This window comes from Paraburkholderia ultramafica (genome assembly GCF_902859915.1).
Lineage (GTDB): Bacteria > Pseudomonadota > Gammaproteobacteria > Burkholderiales > Burkholderiaceae > Paraburkholderia > Paraburkholderia ultramafica.
Genome location: NZ_CADIKK010000002.1, coordinates 333,725 through 357,637, shown reverse-complemented (window position 1 = coordinate 357,637; position 23,913 = coordinate 333,725). Strand labels below are relative to the sequence as shown.

Here is a 23,913-nt window from a genome sequence, read left to right as displayed (position 1 = left end):
CAGACTTCGACGTCTGGGGATGATGATCCGCCTATGTACCGAACGGGCAGTTGCAGACCGGCCAGTGCGGCGGGTTGTATATCCTGACCTGGCGGTGCGGCGACCGTCGCCGCCGCGAGCACGTGCCCTGTCCACTGAACGTAGACAAGCAAAGTTGAGCTGGTCATCAGGGACCTCCTGCTGCCGGGACGGAGACGACTATCATGTAGTCGCACAGGCCGGGCAGATCCTTTGGAACTATTGGTGCGGCGGTGGCCAAGTTGAACCAACGAATCAGGCAGTTCAACCGACGATCGGCACCGAGCGAGCATTTGAGCGAAGAGTTCGCCCATTTGCCTGTGGGGTCCGGCGGCGTGCCGTCCAGGCGCGGCGTGAGTTGCACATGCAGCGTAGCCTTTCCGGGTGCGACCATATCCTCAGTCACGCCGGGAGGAAGCGGCAGAATGATGCCGTCGGTCGCCGTGCCCGACTGCACTTGTACGCTCCCCGGGGTCGCAGCCCCCTGTATTTGTCCGGTCGCGATGACATCGCCCTTCGCGGTAACCCGAAATACCGGCTGAACCGCGCCACCGGCATCCTGCGCTCCGAAACGCAGTTCCCCGCCGCCCGTCGAAGCGTCGATCACCACTGCCGGCGCACCTGCCTGCGACCGTGATTTGCTTCGCAGCACGAGCTGGCCGCCGCGCGCTGCAATCTCGTCGGCCTGGACGCCCGCGTAGCGCGGGGCGATCCCTTGGTCGATCGTGTTGACGTCAGCGAACTTCTTGATGGTGTTGTTCCACTGCACGAAGCCGAGCAGAACCTTCCATCCGCCACTGCCGGGGCCGTCTGCAACCGCCGCCGGGGTCTGCGTATCGATAATGGTGGCATCGCCGGGACGGCCGAACTGGAGCAGGAAGCTCTCTACGGTCCGGCTCGCCTGGTCGGCAGTGCACCCCATCGAGCCTCCGCCAGACGGCGCCCCGACTTCGTCAAGGCCGACGAGGAACACGGGGAACCAGTCAGTCGAAGTTGCGCCGACGGCGACGTTGAATTGGTCAAATTCACTTTCGCTCAGCGGCGTGTCGTTGGGCACGACGAGTTCCCGGCCGGTGCCGTCGATGGCGACGCCGGCGGCCACCTTGACTTCGACGTAGGGAACGGACGCGGGAGCGGCCGTGGTTCTCTCCGTCTTGACGAGCGCAAGGCCGAACGCAATCCCCCAGAGATGCAGGTAGCGCTCGTGTCGGGCGAGTTGCCCAGGGCCGTGGTCGACGCCAGCCTGGAGATCCGCAGCACCGAGAATCTGGCCTTCATAGAAGGTGGTTCTTGAAATGACATCAGCCATCCTGACCTCCCTGCTTCTTCTGCGTTCGTTTCATCTCAGCCAACTCTTTTTGCAGCTTCTCCATCTGTGTCCGCAACTCAGCGACGTCCTCGATCGCCTTCGCGCCACGCTCAAGTTCAGACTGAAATTTTTCCCGGATCTGCACCATTGCGCGCTCGACTATTGAATCTTCCTTCTCGGCCCGTCTATCGTGATCAGGCTCCCGTTCCGGCTTGCCAGCGAGGATCCCAAACGCTTTCTCTATCCGCGATAACTGTGCTGCAGCCATTGATCCCGGGGGCTGCAGTCGCTCCACTTCACGCACCGCCGCCTGAACAAGGCGCGCGGATGGCGCGATCGCGGGCAGCACGTTTTCCCGCTGCGGCGACTCGACCGTCCCGGCGACCTTCTGGTCCTCAGCGCTCGCTTGTCGATCATCGACATGTCCGCAACAGGGGTCCATGCAGCAGACCCGCTGTAGTGCATGTTCAACCCGGCCGACGCCCTGCCAGTAGCGGACCGCCGCGGGCGAAACCACGAAGCGCCGCGACAGGTTACAGATCTCACTAACGTCGCAGTCCTTAACCTTGAGGCAGGCCAGCAGCACGCCGGTATTGGTGCAATCCAGGCACGGTGGGATCACCGCGCTGCAGACACAGTCCCGGAGAATCTCGACGAAGATGGACACTAGGGTGTCCGCAACTTGCTTATCCCCTTTCTCTTCGGTCGGCGGCTCTTCGGAACCCCTATGGGCCTCTCCTTTAACGACCTCGGACGTGGAGGGCAGCTTCACTGCAAGAACCCTCTCTTGCAGCTTGCAGCCCACCCGACGGGGGGACTGTTCAATTAAGGCCAGGAGCCGGTCCCGTAGATCAGCGGCCGAAACCCCCGTGCGCCTGATCCCGGCGGCCCATTCCTTGACGTAGTGCTCCATGCCTTCGAGGGTGAGCGCGTCCTGGCTCATTTTCTCCTTCCCTACAACATCCTCCAGGCAGCACCAAAGCGCTGCCAGGAAATCGTTTGGCGGCTGAGGCTTCTCGGGACAGCGCAACTCGAAGCGCAGGCCTTCGCGAATGCGACTGGGCTCGCACACCGTCGGGGTGCAGGGCTGGTCCGGGGAATAGGGGGAAACGGGATCGGTTTCCTGCTCGCAGTAGTGAACGTAGAGGCAGTATTCGCGGGTAACTTTCTTGTCGGTGTTCGTCGTGCTGTACTGGATTCCGTGTTGCCCCATGGGTGGACACGGATCGCCGCAATCATAGCCGCCCAGCTGCCGTTGCCTCAGGTCGCGGATCATGGCGTTGATGTCGAGCTCGGCCCTGCACGACAGCACGATATCGTTGCCGCAGCAATCGAGCGCGTAGCCCGGCTCTACCACGACTTTCCCGCCGCCGCACGGATGGCACAGCACCTCGAATCCGCAGACCACGCCGTCACCGAACAGCCGGCGGTTGTGCAGGCGGTTCTTGGCAAGTACATAATTCTCCATGGACTGCAGATCATCCTCGAGGAGCAACTGCCCGGCAAAGAAACGCGGTCGGACCATGGTGTCGGTCTGGCAACCGGGACCCCCGCATCCGCCGCCGCACTTGCAGAGTTGGCCCGGATTTCCGCACGAGCCGGGCCTGTTCATCGGCATCGTCGCCGAACTCATTGGCGCGTTCATGACGTAGCTCCTCTATGTCCCTGAGGTCCATAGCCCTCGGGTGGATGCTCGTCCTTTTCAGAGACTATGATCCAGCTCTCGAAGCTGCTGCCCGGCGAACCGCTGCCCGACGTCCAAGGTCCGCATCCCCATGGCGGAGTCTCACATCCATGGTGCGTGATGTGTTTGTGCGGGCACCGGCTTCCTGGCAGGAGCGGTACGCGACCGCCGATATGGGCCCCGTCAACGGGACGACAGCACGCGTCGAGAATGAAGGCACAGCGGACGATGATGATGATCCGGTCGCCGTAATCGAGGGCCTCCCGATCCGTCTGACGGTAGCGGAAACCCCGAGCCATCCCGTCGACCTCCTCGAGAGGGTGGCATTGCCCGCGCATCTCCGTGATATAGCCCGAGCGCCCCTTGCCGCCCTCAATACGCCAGAGCTCGATGACTCCGCGCTGCTTCAGCGAATCCACCCGGACCGGCCGTGACAGATGAACCTCCAGTCCGCTTTCATGATCCTCTGTGCCTACAATTGCTTCGGCCTCGTGGCGCAGATATGTCGCGCCGTGGACCCAATTGATTCCAGTGACCACGGTGAACGGGTAAAGACCGATCTTTCGCCGAACGCTGTTGTCGATGTCGTGCGCCGCGAGCATGTACCCGCGCCGGAAGCCGCAAATCACGGCGAGGAGCAGACACGGGTCCTCGCAGGCGGTACAGCAGGTCTCACAGCGCGTGTCCGGTTCCGGCCCGGTAAGGCTCACGCGCACGTTCACGCTCTCGCGCAGCTTTCCATAGACGCAATCCGCGGATGCCCCGCATTCGTCCGAGATCACCGGCCGGAAAGGGTCCACCGGCTGCTCGCAATAGCACAGGCTCAGATAGAGCGTGACCTCACATCCTTCGGCTTTCTTCCGCTCTTCAACGCTCAGCGCCTCCCACAGATCGACAATGATCGGCCTGCGGACAACCAGTTCGTCGCCGTTGCAGTCGAGCGCGAGACCGCACTCAATAGTGACCTGAACGGGTTGCGGCTCGATGCAGGGCGCTGCGGGATGCGCTGCGATCTGCTGCTGCATCTTTTCGATTTCGGCGTCAAGCGCCCGCTTCCTCTCGTCGCCTGGCTGTGCATCCCGTTCGCGTATGGCGTCGGCAAGTGCTTCGTGGAGCGCCGCCGCCTCCTTTGCCGTCTCGGGGACACACTCGGGCGGCGGCGGGACGGTATGGACGAGAAGACCGCAGACGACGCCATAACCGTGCACACAGCGATTGTGCAGGCGCTGCTTTTCGCGGAAATAGCTCTGCTCGGCCTGAAAATCGGCGGCGCCCAGAAGCTGGCCATAGGCGTACTTCAGCCGCCTGAATTCCGGAACCGGTGCACAAGGACTCTTGTCCGGGCTGCAGTGCAGCGGACGTGTCGGATAGCTAGGTGCGTTGTCCATCGTCATCACCCGTTTAGTGGTTGCAGTCCGACCACCAGGCCTTTCGCAGCGCTCTGTCCAAAGACGGAGCGACTGCGCCGGAGCACAGTGGCACGGTTAAGGCGGACATTGCCCGCGCGACCGAGAACGGGCGCGGGCAGCGGCAAGAAGGCAGTGTCGATGCCGATGGCGAGATCTCCATTCAGCAGAAAACCCATGCCGCCGCCCAGGCGCACCGTGGCAATGGTGTGGGCGGGTTTCTGACTGTCTATCAGGCTTTGAATCCGTTGCAGCGGAGGTGCGCCACGTCCGGGCATCGGTGGCACGAACACACGGATGCGCCAAGCCAGGGCGTCCAGCGGATCGGTGGCTGGATTGCCGTAACTCTTTAAGACCGTCACACCCAAGGCGGAGCGGCCAACCTGAGCACGGGTCCGGTTGCGCCCGAACAGCCGGAACGCACCCAATGTCGAGGTGCCTCCCAGGCTGGCCCAGCGGCGTTGCAGCGCCAGTTCCACGATCACCGGCTCGACATCGAATACCAGACGGAAGGCCAGCGCGAGCCCGGCCCGTGTACCGCGACGGCGATAGAGCTCGGGGATCGCCTTCAGGATGGCGCGGCTGCGGTCCGGCTCCCACGCCGGATCGAGCGCGACACCGAGGAAGCTGGCCAGCCAGGGCAGCACGTCGTCCGGTACGCCGCCGGCATCCAACAGGGCGGGAGCGCGGTCAATGGCGGCATCAAGGTCTGCAATACTGGCATCGAACAGCGCCAGGAAGCGCTCGGTGAAGTCGGCGGCCTCCGGGTTCTGCCGGTAGACTCCTGGCAGCAGGTCCAGGCTCGTGGCCCGCGGGAAGTCGAGGCGAAGGCGGCGAACCCGCGGGGTCGTCATCCCTGTCTGCGATCCGAGTGTCAGGCGCACATAGAGGTAGCGGCCGGGCGGTTGCTGGATCAGAAAATCGGTAGTACCGGCTGGCGCCTGTTGCCAGTCGGCCGGATGCGGCACACCGGGCTGATCCGCCGTTGCTACGGCAACCGAGACACTGGCGCCGCTCGGAACGTCTGCATCGAGCTGCACTCGGTGCCATACGCAGCGCGGCAAGCCGCTGTCGATCGGCCCCGTCAGCAGTTGACCGCTAAGCTGCCATTCCGGAGCGGCCGGCGCACCGATGCTGCCGTGTGGGAGCCGGCGCCCATAGCGCGAATAACAGCAGCTCTGCGCGGCCCCGTCCTGCCCGATGCGCGAGATGCAGAACCCGTTGTCGGAAACGGTAATCAGGTCCCTCGGCAGCACTGAGACCGCCAGCACCGCCAGGGTCGACTCCGTGAACGCGGCATCGTCGGGGCCTGCGCGCCACAGGCGGACGATACCCGGCCGTACGCCGGGCGTCGCCAGCCAGACCACACCGTCCAGACCCGCGGCCATGTGCGTGATCTGCGCGGCCGGCTCCGGAAGCGCGGCCCTGAATGGCGCCAGCGGCATCCCGACGGGGTCGAAGCGTAACAGCACCGGGGCGTCGGCGCGGGCGACGAGCAGCGCACGCGCGACACCGAAGGCCATTACCGTGACGCCAGAGCAAGGGATCCGCGTGACCCGGGTGCCCCGGCCCTCCAGGAGTGCGATGCTGTCAGAAGCGCGATCCGCAACCGCGATCCGATGATCCGAAACAGCGATCGCGGCGATATCGGCATTGGGCAGCGGATTGCAGCCAGGCGGCCAGACCGGCTCCCAATCGCAGCCGCAGGGGTCAAGGCGAAGCAGCCGCGACCACAGAATCGGCCGCCCGCGTTCCTGTGCCGCTGGTGTGGCGAGATACCATTCGCAAAGCCCGCAGCCGGGAGCGAGCCAGGGAGCCGGGAGAAACGGCGAAACACTGCTTTCGTCGGCCGCCCCAGGATCCACCGGCGCCAACGTGAACCCGCTGAGATCGTCTAGCCCGGCGATGCCCGTTACATCGTCCGGCCCTGCACCGGGATCCCAGCCGACCAAGGCGTCGAGCAGGCGGAAAGTAGCAACGCTCGCCCCGCAACTCATGATGTGCTCCCGTCATCGGAGATGAATACCTGATGCCCGGACGGCCAGAGGAGCGCGTAGGGCAGGATCGGCACATCGGTACACGCCAGGGCACGGATACCGTCCAGCACAACATTCAGCCGGGGCACCGCGTGCACCCCGCCAACTAGGGAGATGCGGCGGAGCAACGGCACGAATCTGATCACGCCGCCGAACGGCCAGCCCTCCCCGGCCTCGCCGCCCGTTAGCGGATGGAGATAGGTATCGAGCGCCTGAAGCACGGCACGCACCGTGGTACCAGCATCGGCACCGGGCTCGAGCACGATGCCGGCGTCGATGCGAACGGCCTGGTAGCGCGGTGCCGCCGCCACGACGTCGACGCCGGCCGGGGCTGCGTCACGCGCAAGATGAGTAGCCACAGCCCGGAGCGTTTCGGAATCCGGCGTAGGCTGCCCTTCCCCACGATCGGGTGGTACCACGAACACGCCAACCACGCCGGGGATAGGGTGCCCGGGATACTGCGGGTGCAGGCCAGCGACGGCGAAAGCGCGAGCCACATCTGCGCCTTCGGCCCGCAAGGCCAGCAGGGCGTAATCGGCGACGGCCACCGCCCGGTTGCGCGTGCGGATTTCTAGCGGGCCGCGCTTGATCGCCTGCGCGGCGGTCTCACCGGGGCCTCCGCCCCCTGCGCGCAGTGGGTTGACGACCTTGCCGAGGAACTCCATCGCGGTGACCACGGTGCTGATCTCTCCGGCATCCACCGGACCCGGCGACAGACTCTGCACCTGATAGCTCACGGCGTGGACATTACGATAGCCGTCGGGCAGCGCCCGGCCATGCCGCCCGTCGCCGAAGAAAAGCTCGCCGGTGACGAGATCGATCTCGAAGACTGCATCGTCCGGCCCATGGACGGACAAATCGGGCACCGCAGTCCACCGCGTCCGTCCGCTCGCTGACAGGGCCGCTCCGGTCGTTGCGGCGACCTGCAGGCCATTATCCTCAACCTCAAGGATCAACGACCCTGCGACCAGTGGAGTCTGGGTCAGGCGAAGACGGCGCCCGTTGGTGTTCGGAACTGGGGTCGGCACCTCGTCGAGTACCGTCCGGGCACCGACTGCGCGAGCCATATTGACCGTGACAAAGGAGAGCTGGGGCGGCTTGGTGAAGCGCCCATAAGCCACGCGCAGGCGGAGGAAGCGGGGCGATTTGGCCGATGCCAGGCCGGGCGGCAAACCTGGACGCCATTGTCCGGGCAGAGCAAGCTCGACCAGGCCGCTGCGAATCAACCCCCCGGTCTCGTCGCGCACCACCTCCAGCGCCACGGCATTGCCGCCGTCGATGATTTCCCAGACAAGGGCCGGCCCAGGTGGCACCGGCAGCGGCAGAACGCCGCCGGAACCGACAGGCGGCGGGGTTCCGGCCGGCGCCGCGACACCGATACCCAGCGTGAGTGTTTGCGTCGGCGCGGCGTCTCCGGTCAGGCCGATCACCAGGGCTGCAGTGGAGGAACGGCCGTCGCCGAACGGGGCAAACGGGCCGCCGGGATCGACAGGGTCGTAGTTTCCGCCATCGACCGTGAACACCTCGCCGGTTTTGCCCGGCGCGGCATAGAAGCTCTGCTCGGTCTCGAAGACGACGAGCTGCTCGGCGCCCGGCGGCCGCCCCCCAACCTGGAAGCCTGCACCAATCAGGAGCGACTGTGGCGCATCGTCTGCAACCTGGAACTCCAGCAGCACCTCGGCCGGAACGGCCGGCAACGGGGTGACGCCGGCGATCGTGAGGAACTCTATCAAGGCCTTGTCGGGCCATTGGTCCAGACGCTGGGTGACGGCTTCGAGCTGCTCGCCGAATAGCTGGCGCAGGGCGGCGCCGGCATCGTCCGCCGGGCGCCGGTTGGTCCATTCCGGCGTGAAGGCCGGGGCCCGGCGGTCGAGATCGGCCAGTAGCCGGACACGGTCGGCCGGAAGTAGCTCTGGCACAGCGCCGCCCGGGACGCGCGGACTCCCCACAGTGCTACGCTCCCGTCCCCACCAGACATTGCTCATGACAGCCCCCCGACGGTCCCGGCCGGGGTTGGCATCACCCTTGTAGTCACCCGCGTCAGCGCCGGCAGCGCATGTGGGCCGATCTCCACGTCTTTACAGGTCTCCTCCACTGCCCCCGTGTCAAGGAGCAAGATACCCAAACGCAGCACTTCACCCTGATACCCGATCGCATCCTGCGCTTGCCGCAGCAGGGTCGACGGCCGCAGCTTCTCGCCGAATGGCCAACCGGCCTTGTCCTCACCACCTGCAAGCGGATCGAGAAAGCGCGCGAAATGCTTGGCCACCGTCGTGCGCAGCGTGTCGGGTGCGGAGGTGGACGTCTGGACATCAATTGATAACGCCACTGGCCGATAGAGCGGTGACCGAACAAAGACCTCCGAACCGATCAGCCGTGCAGAATCCAGCCTTGCCGCGACAGCGCCGGCCGCACCCGCATCCGGAACCGGTGCCGCCACCTCTGCACACGGCGCGGAAGCGCCGTCCCGAGGCACATCCGGCACAATGAACACGGTGACCGCGCCGGGCACCGGCAGGCAAGGGAAATCCGGGTGCCATCCGACCGCAGCGTGGGCGCGACGGATCGCAACACCGGGAGTCGTGATCGCGAGCGCCTCGAAATCGGAAGCGAGTACCGCGCGTTCGACCCGGCGCAACGTCTGGGCGGCACGCTGTCGGGCATCGGCGAGCAATTCAGGATCGGCACCGTCGATCGCCGCGACCGGATTGACGGCCACGGGCACCGTCATTGCAGGTGCAACCGGCGACGGCGGCAACCCTTCCCAGACGAGCTGACTGCCCACCATGCCCGCAATGCCGCCGCCGATGCTCAGCCGCAGTTCGGCTGCGCCAGACACAAGGACGTGAGGATACGCATCCTCCAGCAGAAGCCGGTTGAGATGTTCCTGCTGTTGAAGTGAGAGCTGCTGCCCTGATGATTTCAGCGCCACCAGCGCGCGCGTCCCATCGCTCAACGCGACGCCACCGAACCGATCCTTGTCGTAAAGCGAAGCTGAGGCCAGCCCGGAATTGAGGCCCTCAAGCAACGCTCGCAAAACGGGCCGCGAAGGAGCAGCCTTCGCCACGTAGGCGGCAATCCGGGCGACTCCGGTCGGCGACAGCAGCGAGACGAGGAAAGCCGAGACAGCATCGGTCCCTTTCCAGTCCGTCGCCAAAGCGGCCGGGTCGATCAGATCTCGCAAGGCAAACCACGCTGCGGGGCGGGGGATACGGCCGGTTTCGCCGTTGCCGAAGACGAAGGTGCCGGCGGCGCGATCAGCCACGAACACCCGGTCTTCGCGCCCATGGAAGCTCAGATCCGGGGTCGGCAGCCACCAGTGGAGCTTGCCGTCGCGTTCCATCAACCGGATCCTCGAGCCGTTCTGTAGCACCGGCTGCTCTTCCGCGGACAGACGGATCATGTTACCGGGCAACGGCAACCAGTCGAGGTCGCGACGAACCTTCAGGGAGCGGCGATGGCTGGCGATAGCAACGTTGGGCCACAAACCGGCGAGACGGGGCGGCGCGGAGAAGCCAGCGGTCTCGGCCCGCAGCCAGAGCGTGTAGGGAAGCTGTCCTGCCAGATCGGGAGAGCCTGCCGCCCAGTCCTGCGGCAGGGCGAGGCGAACGATGCCCGACCGACGCATTCCACCCGTGCCGTCCGCCACAGCGCCCGGCCCGAATTTTGTCCGCTGACCACCTGGTCCCGATGCATACCACCAGGACAGCGTCGCCGCCGGAGCGATGCCGTCGACCGCGTCCGCAGACCATTGGACGGGCACTCCGCTTCCCGGTTGATCGAGCAATACCAGCAGCGTCAGCTCGGCCCGGGCGGACAGGGGTGTTAGGGGTGCAGTCAGCCAGAGGGTGATCGCGATCTCGTCGCCGGCGGATTGAAAGACGCACAGGTCGCGCCCGGCGACCAGATCGTCGGCACGGTTGATACCGTCCACGACGATGTCCAGCCGCGGGGGCGGTAAAGCCGCGCGTCCCGGTGTGCTGGCGACGGGCAACAGGGTCAACGGCGTCTGCGTCGTGAAGATCAGGGGCGGATCGCTGTCCCGCAGCTGCACCGACGTTCCTGCCGCAAGCGACGTCAGCGCGCTCGCGGGGAACTGGAGCACAGTGCTTGCGCACACGGCATCGCGCGCGGCTTCTCCAAGAAGGGTCAGCGCGCCACGACTGAGCGCGTCGGGCACATGATTCATCCAATAGAGTCGCTGCTCGAGCAGCCACGCGTGAAGTTCCACCAGCGTGACGCCGGGATCGACCGGTGCATGCAGAGTCCAGCGCCCGTTGGACGCTGCCGGAATGCGCTGGCGCGCCGCGTCGGTCAAGTCCGCCCAGGTGAGGTCGTCGAGCGTGATCGGGTTGATCGCCATCAGGGTCGCTCCACCATGCCAAGGTAGAAGGGGAACACCAAGTTCATGCGCGTATTGGTCTGACGCACCGTATAGGCGAGCGAGACCGTAACATGCGACGGATCGACAGGATCGGCTTCGGCCGTCACGTCCTGTACGTCGATCCGCGGTTCCCAGTCCCGGATGGCCTCGCGGATTGTCGTCTCGAGGAGGCTCATGAATTGCTGGCTGCCGGGCGCGAACACCAGGCGCGGCGCCTCGCAGCCAAAATCGGGCCGCATAACCCGCTCGCCGGGGGCGGTCTGCAGCAGAATGCGCAGCGACTGCTCGACATTGGCGTCGCCTTCGACATAGGCGAGGCGGCCCGAAGGATCGGGCATGATGGGGAACGGCCAGCCGGTGCCGATGAAGCGCGCTGCCATGGCTACACCTTCCCGGGAATTTGATAGAACCCGGCCGGAGCGGAAGGCACAACCGCCAGTGGTGCATGCTTCAACGGCGCAACGGACGTGTGTACATCCCGCATCACTTTCTGAAGCGGGATGTTGACGTGTTGGCCGCGGAAGGTCCGGGGCGCGGCGCTGGCGATGATCATGGCAGCGTGTCCACAATCGCCTGCAGGGTCTGAAGCACACTCTGCAGCGTATTCAGCGTGCCCGTGAGCGCCGTGAGATCCGCGGTCGGCGCAAGCGGCGGGATGGTGATGTCCGGAACTTGCGCGATGTCGAGGAACGGGCGGGCGAGTGTAAGCAGCACCTTGACGGGCTCGACACCTTGCATGGTGCTTTCGAGCGCAGTCTGCTGGTTCTCCCTGGCGCACTGGAGCGCTGACAGCAGCTGCGTGTTGCCAGCGCGGGTTGCAGCGGCGATCGACAACTCCAGTTCACCCAGTGTTTTAATGATGCTGCGAAGCTGCTGCACGAGGCAGCGCAGCATGGCGATGATCAGCGCCAAGATGTCCTTGACGAACGGAAACATCGCGAACGGCGTTGGCACCAGCAAGCACCGCTTCATGGCATCGGCGGCCTTGAGGAACTCGGGAATCGCCTTCAGCAATTTCGGGCCGTCGGGCGGTGGGCCAAGACCCTTGACTACATCGATGAGCGGCGTGATGAGCGCCAGCACCTTTACGATGCACTCGATGCTCCCCATGATCGGCGCGAGTTGGAGCGCCAGGCTGAAGTTCAGTGAGCAGTCGCTGGGAATGCCCTTAGTGAGGTCGGCGATACCCTGAATTGTGCCTCCCGTTGGCAATCGGATCTGCGGCAGAGTCGGCTTGGGCAACCTCAAGTCCACGCAGAGCGGGATCGCGAGTTGCTGCTGGATGGCGTCTGGCAGTTTGATGTCAATGTCAGCCAAGGATGCCTCCCTCAGATCGGGCTCGGACCGGGCTGAACGACCCGGCCGTTGATGGTGACTATGGCGCCGACGACCTCCAGCAGCGCGGTCGCGTGAAGCGCGATCTTGCCGTTGCTGAGCGTGACCCGGTTGCCATGCGCGTCCTCGATGATCAGTGCTCCGAGGTCGCCGTTGGAGGGCGTGCTGTCAATAAAGCGGATCTTGTGGCCATTTTTTGAGCAGATCATCCGCTCGCGCGGATCCTCGGAGGGCGGCTTGTCGACGCCGTTGTAAAGACCACCGAGGATGATCGGCTGACGCATATCGCCCTGGATGAAGGCAAGGAGCACTTCATTGCCCACTTCCGGGACGAAGAATGCACCGTGGCCATTGCCCGCAAAGAACTGACGCAGACGGCACCAGTCGGTTTCCATCTCGCGGTCGAACCAGGGCATCTTTATCTTGATGCGTCCTTCATGGCCCGGATCGTTCACATCGGAAACTACCCCTTCATAGACCCCGTAATAGCGCTGGTCAGTGGAACGGCTGCGCGCGACCGTGCTCATTCGGTTCCTCCGTCGGTCAAACTCCGTACCTCGAATTGGGTCAGATACCCGTTGCCGCCCAGCGTGTGATCCACCTTGGTGACGTAGTATTCGCCGCTAAACCGCTTCCCAAGGCCTTGCAGCTCGACGTTGTCGCCGGGCCGCAGATCCGGAAGGCCGATCACCTGGCCAGAGCCAGTGAGGTACGAATAGGCGCGCTCGCGCAGCAGGCTGAGCGCGAGGTCGCGTGCTTCCTGCAGTGAAGCCACGGGCTGATCAACCACGACGTCCTGCTTGTCGTTCAATCGTTTCGCAGCAAGTGCGGGACCGGATTCGCCGCCGCCTGATTTCGGCAGGTCGTCAGGGCCCGCCGTGTAGGTGATCGGGCTCTTGGTGCGCGGATTCCAGCCGCGTACCGTCACCTTGCTGACTTGCTGGCCAAGCTTGAGCTGCGGATTGAAGTTGATCAGGCTTTTTCCCCATTCGAACACATAGATACGGGTCTTGGCGCCGTCGCGGGCATCGGTCGGACGGGTGAAGTAGAGCGTGTCCTTGCCATTGTCCGGGTCGATCCGGATGTAGCAATCAAAGTCGATCCGCTTGGCGCGCTCCATCAAGAACTTGGCGTCGTCCTGATTCTTTTGGATTACTAATGGCTGCTGTGGGCCGTACTTCGTTACCTTGACTTCGAGATGGTTTCGCTCAGCGATAACCTGCGCGATTTGCCAGTCGGTCATGTTCATAAACTTCTTCTGATCAGAGCCGACCGGTTTTCGGTCACGCAGCTTGAGCATCGCGTCGACTCCGGTGACACCCAGAGTCGGCGGACCCGATTCCGGGAATTTCGGTGTCAGCGTGCTGATGATCCCACTGGCCATAAAACGGAGATCATCGGCATAACCCATGCTGACATGCACGCGGTTGCCGACATCGAAGATCTGCGTGTCGCTGTACTTGAACGCGAATCGTTTGTCGTCCCAGTTATTCACGGTTAAATCGAAGCTCGTGAGGTTCTCCAGATCCATCGTGACTTTGACCTCGAGCACGTCGCCCTTGGATTCCGGGTCGATTTCGCGGCCCTCGATCTCGACCTTGAAATTGGGCGCATAGTAGTCGACAGCGGGAAGGCCAGACTCGCGAGTTGATGGAGCAGTCGGCATGATCCTGTCCTCCGCTATAGTCTCGGCAACGACAGAACGCGGCCCGGCGCCAGGCTGCGCGGATCGACAATGCCATTGTCCTCGGCAATCACGCGCCATTTGCCGCTGTCGCGGTAGACAGCCCCGGCTATGCTGGAGAGCGTGTCGCCGCGGCGCACGACCCAGGTTTTGTCGAAGTCCGGTGAGGCCGTCGGCCTTTCCTTCACCTGGACTGCGGCCGGTCGATACTCCTTCATCGCGACGCTCAGTTTGGCTCGGAGCGGCACGCCCTGGGGCGTGAACAGAACGTAGCTGACATTGAGGCTTTCAAGCACACCGACAAAGACCTGGCGGTCCCAGACGAAGCGCAGGATCGGCGGAGCATGCAACTCGATGTTCAGGTTCATCAGCCCGCGCAGCTTATCGACGTAACGGACCCGCACATCATCAAGCGAGTCGGAGGTGTCAACGAGCAACTCCACGCTGAGTTTCTCGCAGCCGCCGCGAACAAACTGAATTGGTGGCGATTCCAGACCGGGGATCGCGATCTCGGAAAAATTGTTTCCCTTCTGCAGCTGATATTCGGTCGGGTTAAAGCGAAGCGGAATAATGTTGTCTCGAACAGTAGGGCGCACGATCTCCAGTCGCGCGGGGAGAAGTCCCTGCCCTGCGGAGATGATCGGAATTGGCATCACCGAGCCTCCATCGTCTGGTCGCGGTCACCGAGCGCACGCTCCGCGTGTGACAATTGTTCGCGCACCTTTCGGTCGCACTCCTCCCGATGCCAGCGCCGAATGTGCTGCGCGAACAGCCGGGCAAAGACATGCTCATCGCTCTCACCGTCGACGTCGAACCGGACTTCAAGACTTTGAATCGTCACCATGACGAATTCCTTTTCGTCAAGAGGGAAGCGGGATCTGCTGCAGACCATGATGGGCGATCTCAAGACCCTCAATGGCGATGCCGCCTTGCATTGCCGAAAACTCCGGGCCAGTCCATTTGACCGCGATACCGCCTGCAAAAGTCCAGGACATGGCCGGGGTCCCGTTTTCGGAGAGCAGCAGGACGGCACCGTCGCGTCGTGCACCGAGCGACTGGGTGAGCCCCGCCGAATACCAGGACCACAATCCAGGATCACGGATCAGGCCACGACGCAGCGACAGGCGTGTCCAGGAATGCCGAACCGGGAGCTGGTGCACGAAACCACTCTCTCCTCCCTCCGGATAAGGTGTGACCTCCAGATCGGCACCCAAACCCTTCACTTCCTGGAAGCCTCCTCCCAGGAACTGAAGCAGCAAAGCTGCCTGAGTGAATGGGAGATACGCGTCCGCGGGATTGAGTGTGACCAGGAAGCGGAAGTTGGTGAATTCGTCGCTCATGGCATCCGCATGGAGGTTGATCGCCTGGCGAGCCTTGTCAGGCGCCTACAACGGTAGATCCGGCCGTCGACGGACCAGGCAACGTTGTGCGCATTACTCTGCGCAAAATGATGAAGGCCGATGCTGTTCATAATCATTTCTCGAACACGTCCAGAGAGCCTGCGGCTGAAACCGAAACGCGAAGCGTGATGAATTCCATGGGCACTGCGGGAGCGACCTGGATCTCGCACAGCACCTCGCCCCGATCGACTGCATCGGGTGAATTGTTTGTAGCGTCGCAATGGACCAGGAATGCCTCGTCCGGACGGCTACCCTTTAAACCGCCAGCACGATACGCTTCCACCAGCACCGTGGTGATCGCCCGCGTGAGCGCAAGCCAGAGCGCCGGACCGTTGGACTCGAATACCAGTGGCTCGGCGACGCGCCGGATCGCGCGAACAAGGCGGTGAATAAGGCGGCGATGCGCAATGAACTGCTTACCTGGCTCTTGCTTGAAGGGATCCGGATACAACGTCCGCCCACCCCAGATCTGGATGCCCTGGCCGGAAATGCAGCGAAGCACGTTCACACCGGCCTCGTTCAGCGCCGCACGCTCGGCCAGGTTGTATACACCAGTAACATCCATAACATCGGCCATGGTCACGTTCGCGGGCGTGTATTGGGCACCCCGTTCCCGATCGAGCCGGCTGATCACCCCGGCAACGTGCCCGCAAGGCGGAATGGACCGCAGCGGTCTTGCTGTGCCACCGAAAGGATCCTGCACGCTGAGCCATGGGTGATAGGCAACTGCCGAGCGCAAGGCATCGCCGAGCCCGGCCCCGCGTATGGCCTTTGACCAGGAAACGGCTCCGGGACCATCAAGATCTGCGGAAGGCAGATCGAGCAAGACCACCCGGTCGTGTGCCAGATCTCCCTGAAGCAGCGCTTCGTATTGAATTGCCGTGACCTGATCCGAGGGAAGATCGCCCGGTAGGTCCGGGAGCGCGACTAGCGCGACCTCCGGCTCATCCCGCAGCGATTGCAGCCCCGCCTGGTAGAGTTCCGCTGACACGGGCGGGTCGCTACCCCCGCTGAGCAGAATATCCTGCCAGCGCAACAGACGTGGTTGCGCCGCCGGCGCCTTTCCAATGGAACCCGCTTCGGGCTCGACGATGCGAATGAGTCGGGAGCGCCGGGCCACCTGATCGACGATGTCGCCCGGATCAATGCCGATCAAGTATTCGGCTGCCTCTCTAGCAGCGTGGACGACCAGATCGATCTCTGCATTTCCGGATGCGCCCTGCTGCCGGAAGCGCGGACTAACTCGTAGTCCGTTCGCCCACGCGCCGGGGCTGGACGCCATGATCTTGAGGGTGACTGCCTGAAACCCGGCATTCAGCGGATTCCAGTCCTGCAACGGCTCGGAAGCACCGCTCGGCCGTGTCAGATCCCAGGTGGCGCACGCAACGATCTCGTCCGGGTCGTCAGCTGGCGCGGGCCCTAGCAGGCGGACCACATAGGCCACGTCGCCACCATTGTCGAAATAGCCCTGAAGTGCGATCGGCGTATTCGCATCAGGCTGAAGCCCGCCGAAGATGAGTTCGCATTCCCGCCAACCGGTGACTCGCATTGCCACGCCCACGGGCCCGCGCCAGGTGCGCCCGACAAAGCCGGCCACATCCGAACGTAACGGGGACGGCTCGGCTACGGGCGTGATGGCCTCGTAGTAGAGTCCCGGAGCCGTATACTGAACAGGTTTCATCCGGCCTGCCCGTCAATTGACAGACCTTCATGCGCGATCTCAAGGCTCTCCATCGCGATTTCATTGTTCTTCGCGTTCAGGCTCGGGCCGGTGCATTTCGTCGGCCAGCCTCGCTTGAACTGCCAGCGCATGACTTCGTTCTTGGCCTCGTCGAGCAAGATGATCGCGCCTTCAGTTCGATGCACCTTGCCGTTCATTCCTTCCAGGATCCAGTTCCAGAACGTGAGATCGCCGATGATCCCGCGTTTCAGCGTGATGTTGGTGAATTTTTTCAGGCCGGGGATTTTCCGGACCGTGAAGTCCTCGCTGCCATTTCGGTACTCAATCGGGTCCATCACAATGTCGAGACCGGAACACTCGGAAAAGGACCCCTTTACGTCGGCACCATTCGTGCTGATTCCGGTGATGACCACTTCAAATTGGTGACCCGCGTACGGATCTGGACGGAAGACGGGAGGCATGGTCTCTCCTTTTGGGCTGGGGTGCCGGGGATCACGTGGTGACCGTGACCTGGTCGAGCGTCTTTTGCTGGATGCGGAAGATGACGAATTCCGCAGGCTTTACCGGGGCGATGCCGATCAGGCAGATCAGGCGACCATTGTCGATGTCGTCCTGTGTCATCGTGGTATGGTCGCATTTGACGAAAAAGGCCTCATCCGGCTTGCCCCCCTGCAGCGCGCCACTCCGCCAGACAGTGGTGAGGAAGTTGGTGATGGTCTGGCGCACTCTAGCCCATAGCGGCTCGTCGTTCGGCTCGAACACGACAAATTGCGTGCCCTGATCGATCGACTGCTCGACATAGATAAACAGGCGACGGACCGGCACATATTTCCAGGACGCGTCGGAGGTGAGCACGCGCGCGCCCCAGACCCGGTTGCTGCGGGTTGGGAAGTAACGGAGCACGTTGATATTGAGGGGGTTTAGGATGTCCTGCTCACGCTTGGTGATATCCTGCTCGAGGCCCTGAATTCCAAGGATCACCTCGTTCGCAGGGGCCTTGAATACCCCTCGACTATCATCGACCCTGGCATAGATGCCGGCCATGTGCCCCGACGGAGCAATCGCGACGTCGCGAGACACGCTGGGGTCGCGAACGACAACCCACGGGTAGTACAGCGCCGCATATTTCGTGTCGATCGGGGAGCGAAATGCCTTGATGTTCTCGATGTCCAGGCCATCGCGTGGATCGAGGATCGCGAAGCGGCTTTTCAGCAATTCGCATTGGGTGATCAGGGCCGATTGGACGACGGTCGACCACATGCCTGGTGCAATGACAATTGAAATTTCGTCGATGTCCTCGAAGGACTGAATGCCTGTCCGCTTGCCGCTCCCGCCATCAATGCCGACGAAATCGTCGGTGGAGAGCGTGTTTAGCGAATCGTCGCCGCTTTCTGTCAACGCTTGCCATTGGCCGTTGATTGGCGCTGCAGGAAACTTGGCAAGATTCTCGCCGACCGATAGGTTCTGAACCGTGACATCGACGAGTTTAGACTGTCCGGTAACCTGGCCGACGAGGTAATTCGCGCCAGTATCGGAGAGGCTCAGATTGGAGAAGACTTCTTCCGTGACGACGATGTTGTCGGGCGCATATTGGACGGTAACTTCGGCCTCGATGATCCGCAGCTTGTGGCCTTCATAGTACTGCTTTGTTGGCGCCTTCGAGAGAGTAACGACATTGCCTTCGACCTTGTCAACGGTGAAGGTTTCCTTGCCATGCAGATTAGAGAGTTCAACGATAGCTTTCTCATAGATAGCGCTGCCGCCCCAGACACTGACCGACTTGGTTGCATTGCTTGCCTTCCGCAACTGCCTGACTGGAGTTCCGATGGTCGCCGTCAGTTTGAGGTTCTGTATTTTGATCTGGTCAGGAGCGGTTACCGTATCAATCGTATATTCGATTCCGCCGATGACAACATGATCCTGAGAGTGAAAGGGCGTGCTGTCCTTCACGGTAATAGTATCCACCGGTGCAGCGCCCGTATCCTTTGCAACCGTCGTGACCGCAGGCGGGTTGGCGGCGATGCTCGGATCGACAAGCAGGCTATAAGTTGCACCGATGATCGGGCGGACCCGAATTCTGAGGTCATGCCCCCACTGCCCCTGTGCCTTTGCCAAAAAGGACACCGTCTTGTCAGCGTCAGCCGGTGGCGACTGTTGCGTGGTGTCGTAGATCACCACGTAATCGCCGTTCTTGACTGAAAGCGGAGCGGGGATTGGGGGATCGACAGTTATCGTCCCACTGGTTTCGTCAAACGCCGTCACCTTGACCTTTGCGGATCTGCCGATACCCCAGAACACTGTGAGCTGGCTGTTGTCCTGGACATTGATCAGGTGTCGCAACGTCAGTACAGTCGCACCCCTCGCTGTGTCTTTGGTAATTTCCGCTACAAAGCCGCTGCCGAGCGGCGCTGAAGCCGGAGTGGCGTCTTTCGAAAGGACACGCTTGACGTAAAGCTGCTGTCCGCCATTGTCGAAGAACGCCTTGACCGCAAGAGGAAATTGCCAGTACCGACCACCATCGTCGGTTGTTGTCCATTTGGCAATGGTTGCCGGATCGGGGGGTGACAGGAAGCCACCGAAATTGCGGGTGAAATCGGCAAAGCTTGTAACAAGGAGCGGCTTCCCGGCTGTCGGTCCCCGTGCGGTCACACCGACTGCACCGCAAATGCTCGTGCTGACGCCTTCGATCGGTTTCGGGCCCGCGTCGACTTCCTCGACGTAGACTCCGGGGCTGAAGTATTGAGGCATGACCGTTTCCTCCTAGGCGATGGTGATGGGATTGTTCTTCCCGAGGTCGGCCGGGAGCGTGATAGTGATCTGGCCGTGCCGGTTGGCGCGATGGTCGATCGCGTCGATGGTCGCCGGAACGTTGTCGGGCGTTAGGCGCAATGGAAGCGCGTAAGAACCTTGGGCGTCGGAGAGCACTCGCTCGGTATTGCCACGCACGACCTCGACATTCGCGACCGGGCCGGCAGCGTCCCGGACCACGCCCCGCAATACGCGCAGATGGGCCGGAAACGGGTAGCTCGGCGCTGGCACGAGGACGACAGTTTGCGGAATCTTGGAAAACTGAGCGGGCGGATTGTCATCGTTGAAGGGAAAGACATCGAACTCGATCCCGTCTGACTGAGCCGCGTAGAACGGAAGGTAGAACTCGGCATCGAGATCCGCCCGATAATGCCGCGGCAGTCCGCCGGCCACGACTGCGCTGCGACCGAGGCCAGGAAATGTCAAAACGCCGCTGACGCTCTGTACCGGCCGCAGATCGGTGAGGCGCCATATGCCGGGCGCCTCTTCTAAGAAGAGTGAGCACGTGACATTGCCGAGCGGCGTGTCACCCGTCAACTCATCGATTGGGCGGAAACCGATTGGGCTGTAAACGCGCCGGATACTGTCAAGCGCTCCTCGGCCGAATATTGCCGGAATCATGACGCTACCCCCCCAAAGCCCGCACCGATATGTTGGCTGCTGACGGGCCTTCGCGACTCTGTCGTCTCACTATCAAGATTGACGACCCGGACCTCATAGGAAAGCGATAGCCGGTACGGCCGCGCTAGTGCAAACCAGACGCGTGTCCGCTCCTCGAGCGTAAGTGGGGCAAGCGTGATCTTAAGGACCTCAGTGCTATTTTTCAGGCTGACGCCTTGCAGATCGGGACCGCTGACGATGGCGCCGTCGTACAGGACCTGCAGGGCCCGCGCGAGGAGTCGGTGTTCCGTCAACCGGTCTCCCCCCCAGGCGGTAATGAGATAGCGCAGGACCAGCGCCATGGGAGGCTTCGTCAGCGTGACGTTGGGTCCTGATACCTCGCGAACACGTGGCTTGTTGCGGGCACTGGGATCCTCCGACACTTCGAACAGGAAGATTGTCAATCGGGCCGGGGTTGTGGGTATGTTGCCCTGGAGATCATGGATTTCCGCTGTTGGCGCCGGATCGTCGAGCTTACTAACCGCCTTGCTTAGCACGGTTTGCAGCGTTTCAGAGACTGACGCGACGACGCTGAAATCTGGCACGTAACCCTCGACCATGGCAAGTTTGAGGCATCCGTCGCGGAGGCAACACGGGACGATCGTTTGTTTCTTTAGCGAGCCGCGTGCCAAGTGTCCGTGGGTGCAGAATCTTGAGCAAACCCAAGGGTTCGGACCGAGTTGACGTTGAATATGGTAACGAGCTGGCAGGACAAATTCGTCCGGCACCCAAACGGCTTCGCTTGAAATAACGCTCCTCGTCATTGTCTGCGATGACGCCGAAAATTCAGCGGGTCTTCCTGCTCCTTGGCTGCACGTGTTGCAGGACCAAGAGAGGGACCAACGATGGACAATTTTGTCCAGTCACTGCTTTAACGGCAGCGCCCGCTCGATTTTTCTGATACCGGTCATTCAAAATCGGCCGAATACCAGGGGCCTCGAATGTCTGGAGTGGCCGATGAAGCAACGTTCAACGTCTCGAATTGAATGGCCGCTTCCTGGGTAGAACCGACGCCTGAATGTCCGAGCGACGGTGTGGGCGAATGGCGGCTCATGGCCGAACCCGGTCCGACGCTCGCGTCGATCGATCGTCGCTCACGACAGTCATGCGAACGGCACAAACCGACCCTAACGGGCATTGCGTTATCCGCCGCCCCGGATGATGAAAGAATCGGGGTGGGAGATGGCAGGGCAAGGTCGCGCAATATTTTGGGCGGCCCGACCCCGCACTCTAACGTGACCTGCCGAACCGACTCGTACCCCGGATTGCCGCCATCGAGCGCGCACGTTAAAAAGGCCGTTGGCGACCTGTCGCCCTCAGGCATCTTCGGTTCTGGCACCTGCCATCTCCCGCCATCGAGTGTATTTCGAACGGAGATAGTATGGAACTTGTTCCGATCCACAAGCGCGTCATTGGACTGGATGTCCATCAGGCACAGATCACTGCCTGCGCGATCATTGAAGAAGCGGATGGACAGACACGCGTCGAGCAGCGACAGTTCGGCACGTTCAGGCGCGATCGCCTGGCGCTGGCTGAGTGGGCTGCGTCTATGGCGCCTGATGAGGTCGTCATGGAGAGTACGGGCATCTACTGGAAAAGCCCGTACGCGGCGCTGGAGGCCGTCGGCATTCGTGCGACAGTAGTGAACGCCCGGCATGTCAGGCAGGTGCCTGGGCGCAAGACCGATGTCGGCGACGCGCAGTGGCTGGCGACGCTGGCGCGTGCCGGGCTTTTGCGGGGATCGTTCGCGCCGCCCGCGGAGCTGCGTGAGTTGCGCCTGATTGCCCGGCAACGTCAGAAGCTGGTCGGACTGCTCTCGTCCGAGAAGAACCGCATGCACAAGGTGCTGACCGACAGTGATATCCGTCTGGGCGTCGTCGTGAGCGACATCCACGGCCAGTCGGCCCGCGCCATGATCAAGGCGATTCTCGCCGGCAAGGCTCCCGGGGAGGTGCTTGAGCTGGCCAGCCGACGGCTGAGGGCCAGTCGCGAAACCTTGTTCGATGCGCTGCAGGGGGAACTCACCGCCAGCCATGTCTTCGTGCTCACCGAATTGTTGCAGCACATCGAAGAGCTCGAAACCCGCATCGCCCGGTTCGACGCGCGACTGATCGCCGAACTCGAAAGCGAACAATGCACGCTGGCCCTGCTGCAAACCCTGCCACGCATCGACCTCATCGGTGCGGCCATGCTCCTGGTCGAAATCGGCGGCGACATGAGCGTCTTTGGCTCGCCTGACCGACTGGCGTCCTGGGTCGGCATCTGCCCCGGCAACAATGAATCGGCCGGCAAGCGAAAATCTACACGCACGCGCAAAGGCAATCCGTATGTCCGACGACTGCTGTGCGAATTTGCTCACGCCGCGCGCCGCACGAAGTCGGCCTTCCAGGCGCGATTTAACGCACTCCTCGTGCGGCGCGGACACAAGCGCGCCATCACCGCACTGGCCCACAAAATGTTGCGAACGATCTTCTTCATGATTCAGCGTGGCCAGCATTACCGGGATAGCGCCATCGATTACGAAGCACTTTCCGTTCAACGCTACGCGCCTCGCTGGATCAAGGCCCTTACCCGATTCGGTTTCATTTCCGCAGCAGCGTGATTCGCCGGCATCCCAAATTCATGGCCTTCGGTGGTCAGGCCTTCGCTCGCCTTGAGCTTGGGTTCTTTCACGTTAACCAGTCAGACATGCTTGCATTGCTTCCATGGCCGTTTCAGAGGTACAACGGCCGGTCATTTGGTTACCATTTCCGATCTGCAGTGCACTCGGTCAATGTGGCAATTGCTGCCTTCGGTCCATCCATACATCTGCGCGGTATGGGACGCTAGACGAAGCGATGCCCCTCCCAACTCAGACGATGGAAGTCTGCACGCACTGAAGCACGACTTTCAGGGCGCCCACTGTTGTGCCTTTGCCACTGCCTGATGGGCTGATGGGCTGATGGGCCGATGGGCCGATGGGCTGATGGGCCGATGGGCTGATGGGGTGAGCGTCCCGGACGGGAGCCGTTGGGCGGCGACAATTAACTTGGCCGGCGCATTGACTCAAATTATTGGCTTCCGAGAACGTCAGGTCCCAGTGCTTTTGCAGCACCTGCAACACCGCCTGCTGAACAAGCGATCGGCAAGCCCAGAGGAATTTGCTGAAATCTGCGCGTTCCTCGTCAGCAGCAAATCCTCCATTCTGACCGGTACCGCGATTGCAACTGATGCGGGTAGCAGGATCGTGGGTGTACCGACACTTCGCCTTTGACTGATAAGGTCGTGGTGCATCGCGCACTGTTATTGCGAACGGCGTCGGTTTGCCCGGCGATTGTCTTTCGGAAAGCGACCAACTGTTATTAGCTCCGTTGCGTTTGCCAGCCGGTGACCAGAGGTGCTCATCACGCCGCCCACGCTGTCTGACTGAAAACAAGCAGGCAATCGCCGAGGCAAGCGCCAACATCCAGCGGCGATAACCTGCCGTACCGTTGTATCGAATGCGTCATAACGGCGGTGGCTCTCGGCA

20 protein-coding genes are annotated in these 23,913 nt (G+C 62.4%); 2 read left to right on the top strand and 18 right to left on the bottom strand.

Annotated elements, in window-relative coordinates; all coding sequences use genetic code 11:
* Positions 1–166: 166 nt before the first annotated feature.
* The 18 genes from HV744_RS03700 to HV744_RS03615 form a co-directional block, all read right to left on the bottom strand.
* Entirely contained in the window at positions 167–1,327 is a 1,161-nt protein-coding gene (locus HV744_RS03700) for a hypothetical protein (RefSeq protein WP_175148183.1), read from the bottom strand.
* Positions 1,320–2,972 (bottom strand): RlpA-like double-psi beta-barrel domain-containing protein, encoded by a 1,653-nt coding sequence (locus HV744_RS03695; protein WP_175148182.1) that lies wholly within the window; start codon positions 2,970–2,972, stop codon positions 1,320–1,322. The genes HV744_RS03700 and HV744_RS03695 overlap by 8 nt, the downstream gene beginning before the upstream one ends.
* Entirely contained in the window at positions 2,969–4,405 is a 1,437-nt protein-coding gene (locus HV744_RS03690) for a hypothetical protein (RefSeq protein WP_175148181.1), read from the bottom strand. Before HV744_RS03690 ends, HV744_RS03695 begins: the two co-directional genes overlap by 4 nt.
* Positions 4,405–6,414: a phage tail protein gene (locus tag HV744_RS03685; RefSeq protein ID WP_175148180.1), complete on the bottom strand. Its 2,010-nt coding sequence runs from the start codon at positions 6,412–6,414 to the stop codon at positions 4,405–4,407. Before HV744_RS03685 ends, HV744_RS03690 begins: the two co-directional genes overlap by 1 nt.
* Entirely contained in the window at positions 6,411–8,372 is a 1,962-nt protein-coding gene (locus tag HV744_RS03680) for a putative baseplate assembly protein (protein ID WP_175148179.1), read from the bottom strand. Before HV744_RS03680 ends, HV744_RS03685 begins: the two co-directional genes overlap by 4 nt.
* Before the next feature lie 62 nt (positions 8,373–8,434).
* Positions 8,435–10,816 (bottom strand): baseplate J/gp47 family protein, encoded by a 2,382-nt coding sequence (locus tag HV744_RS03675; protein ID WP_175148178.1) that lies wholly within the window; start codon positions 10,814–10,816, stop codon positions 8,435–8,437.
* Positions 10,816–11,217, bottom strand: coding sequence for a GPW/gp25 family protein (locus HV744_RS03670; RefSeq protein ID WP_175148177.1), 402 nt, complete (start codon positions 11,215–11,217; stop codon positions 10,816–10,818). The genes HV744_RS03675 and HV744_RS03670 overlap by 1 nt, the downstream gene beginning before the upstream one ends.
* A gap of 169 nt (positions 11,218–11,386) precedes the next feature.
* A complete protein-coding gene (locus HV744_RS03665) occupies positions 11,387–12,154 on the bottom strand; it encodes a hypothetical protein (protein WP_175148176.1) in 768 nt (255 codons plus the stop codon).
* A gap of 11 nt (positions 12,155–12,165) precedes the next feature.
* Complete coding sequence (locus HV744_RS03660; RefSeq protein ID WP_175148175.1) at positions 12,166–12,699, bottom strand: phage baseplate assembly protein V; 534 nt, start codon at positions 12,697–12,699, stop codon at positions 12,166–12,168.
* Complete coding sequence (locus HV744_RS03655) at positions 12,696–13,838, bottom strand: phage late control D family protein (protein ID WP_175148174.1); 1,143 nt, start codon at positions 13,836–13,838, stop codon at positions 12,696–12,698. Before HV744_RS03655 ends, HV744_RS03660 begins: the two co-directional genes overlap by 4 nt.
* 14 nt (positions 13,839–13,852) lie before the next feature.
* On the bottom strand, positions 13,853–14,509 hold the full coding sequence (locus HV744_RS03650) for a CIS tube protein (protein WP_175148173.1): 657 nt from the start codon (positions 14,507–14,509) through the stop codon (positions 13,853–13,855).
* Positions 14,509–14,700, bottom strand: coding sequence for a putative phage tail protein (locus tag HV744_RS03645; RefSeq protein ID WP_175148172.1), 192 nt, complete (start codon positions 14,698–14,700; stop codon positions 14,509–14,511). The genes HV744_RS03650 and HV744_RS03645 overlap by 1 nt, the downstream gene beginning before the upstream one ends.
* A gap of 16 nt (positions 14,701–14,716) precedes the next feature.
* Positions 14,717–15,196, bottom strand: a complete 480-nt coding sequence (locus HV744_RS03640) for a phage tail protein (RefSeq protein WP_175148171.1) — start codon at positions 15,194–15,196, stop codon at positions 14,717–14,719.
* 133 nt (positions 15,197–15,329) lie between these two features.
* The gene (locus tag HV744_RS03635) at positions 15,330–16,937 is read right to left on the bottom strand and encodes a phage tail sheath subtilisin-like domain-containing protein (RefSeq protein WP_175148170.1); all 1,608 of its coding nucleotides are present in this window, start codon (positions 16,935–16,937) and stop codon (positions 15,330–15,332) included.
* The gene (locus HV744_RS03630) at positions 16,934–17,398 is read right to left on the bottom strand and encodes a phage tail protein (protein ID WP_175148169.1); all 465 of its coding nucleotides are present in this window, start codon (positions 17,396–17,398) and stop codon (positions 16,934–16,936) included. Before HV744_RS03630 ends, HV744_RS03635 begins: the two co-directional genes overlap by 4 nt.
* Before the next feature lie 31 nt (positions 17,399–17,429).
* Positions 17,430–19,685, bottom strand: coding sequence for a phage tail sheath C-terminal domain-containing protein (locus tag HV744_RS03625; RefSeq protein ID WP_175148168.1), 2,256 nt, complete (start codon positions 19,683–19,685; stop codon positions 17,430–17,432).
* Between the two features lie 12 nt (positions 19,686–19,697).
* Positions 19,698–20,366, bottom strand: a complete 669-nt coding sequence (locus HV744_RS03620; RefSeq protein ID WP_175148167.1) for a carboxypeptidase-like regulatory domain-containing protein — start codon at positions 20,364–20,366, stop codon at positions 19,698–19,700.
* Complete coding sequence (locus HV744_RS03615) at positions 20,363–20,965, bottom strand: Pvc16 family protein (protein WP_217469083.1); 603 nt, start codon at positions 20,963–20,965, stop codon at positions 20,363–20,365. The genes HV744_RS03620 and HV744_RS03615 overlap by 4 nt, the downstream gene beginning before the upstream one ends.
* Before the next feature lie 821 nt (positions 20,966–21,786).
* Between HV744_RS03615 and HV744_RS03610 the strand changes: the two genes are divergently transcribed.
* Both HV744_RS03610 and HV744_RS03605 read left to right on the top strand, forming a co-directional pair.
* A complete protein-coding gene (locus HV744_RS03610) occupies positions 21,787–23,007 on the top strand; it encodes an IS110 family RNA-guided transposase (protein ID WP_175148166.1) in 1,221 nt (406 codons plus the stop codon).
* A 426-nt stretch (positions 23,008–23,433) separates the two neighbouring features.
* Positions 23,434–23,658, top strand: coding sequence for an SDR family oxidoreductase (locus tag HV744_RS03605; protein WP_175148165.1), 225 nt, complete (start codon positions 23,434–23,436; stop codon positions 23,656–23,658).
* The last annotated feature ends 255 nt before the right edge of the window (positions 23,659–23,913 follow it).

Bases quoted from the DNA above. Each gene is read 5' to 3' on its own strand.
- HV744_RS03700 (WP_175148183.1), bottom strand. From the start codon at position 1,327: ATGGCTGATGTCATTTCAAGAACCACCTTCTATGAAGGCCAGATTCTC.
- HV744_RS03695 (WP_175148182.1), bottom strand. From the start codon at position 2,972: ATGAACGCGCCAATGAGTTCGGCGACGATGCCGATGAACAGGCCCGGC.
- HV744_RS03690 (WP_175148181.1), bottom strand. From the start codon at position 4,405: ATGACGATGGACAACGCACCTAGCTATCCGACACGTCCGCTGCACTGC.
- HV744_RS03685 (WP_175148180.1), bottom strand. From the start codon at position 6,414: ATGAGTTGCGGGGCGAGCGTTGCTACTTTCCGCCTGCTCGACGCCTTG.
- HV744_RS03675 (WP_175148178.1), bottom strand. From the start codon at position 10,816: ATGGCGATCAACCCGATCACGCTCGACGACCTCACCTGGGCGGACTTG.
- HV744_RS03670 (WP_175148177.1), bottom strand. From the start codon at position 11,217: ATGGCAGCGCGCTTCATCGGCACCGGCTGGCCGTTCCCCATCATGCCC.
- HV744_RS03660 (WP_175148175.1), bottom strand. From the start codon at position 12,699: ATGAGCACGGTCGCGCGCAGCCGTTCCACTGACCAGCGCTATTACGGG.
- HV744_RS03655 (WP_175148174.1), bottom strand. From the start codon at position 13,838: ATGCCGACTGCTCCATCAACTCGCGAGTCTGGCCTTCCCGCTGTCGAC.
- HV744_RS03650 (WP_175148173.1), bottom strand. From the start codon at position 14,509: ATGCCAATTCCGATCATCTCCGCAGGGCAGGGACTTCTCCCCGCGCGA.
- HV744_RS03645 (WP_175148172.1), bottom strand. From the start codon at position 14,700: ATGGTGACGATTCAAAGTCTTGAAGTCCGGTTCGACGTCGACGGTGAG.
- HV744_RS03640 (WP_175148171.1), bottom strand. From the start codon at position 15,196: ATGAGCGACGAATTCACCAACTTCCGCTTCCTGGTCACACTCAATCCC.
- HV744_RS03635 (WP_175148170.1), bottom strand. From the start codon at position 16,937: ATGAAACCTGTTCAGTATACGGCTCCGGGACTCTACTACGAGGCCATC.
- HV744_RS03630 (WP_175148169.1), bottom strand. From the start codon at position 17,398: ATGCCTCCCGTCTTCCGTCCAGATCCGTACGCGGGTCACCAATTTGAA.
- HV744_RS03625 (WP_175148168.1), bottom strand. From the start codon at position 19,685: ATGCCTCAATACTTCAGCCCCGGAGTCTACGTCGAGGAAGTCGACGCG.
- HV744_RS03620 (WP_175148167.1), bottom strand. From the start codon at position 20,366: ATGATTCCGGCAATATTCGGCCGAGGAGCGCTTGACAGTATCCGGCGC.
- HV744_RS03615 (WP_217469083.1), bottom strand. From the start codon at position 20,965: ATGGTCGAGGGTTACGTGCCAGATTTCAGCGTCGTCGCGTCAGTCTCT.
- HV744_RS03610 (WP_175148166.1), top strand. From the start codon at position 21,787: ATGGAACTTGTTCCGATCCACAAGCGCGTCATTGGACTGGATGTCCAT.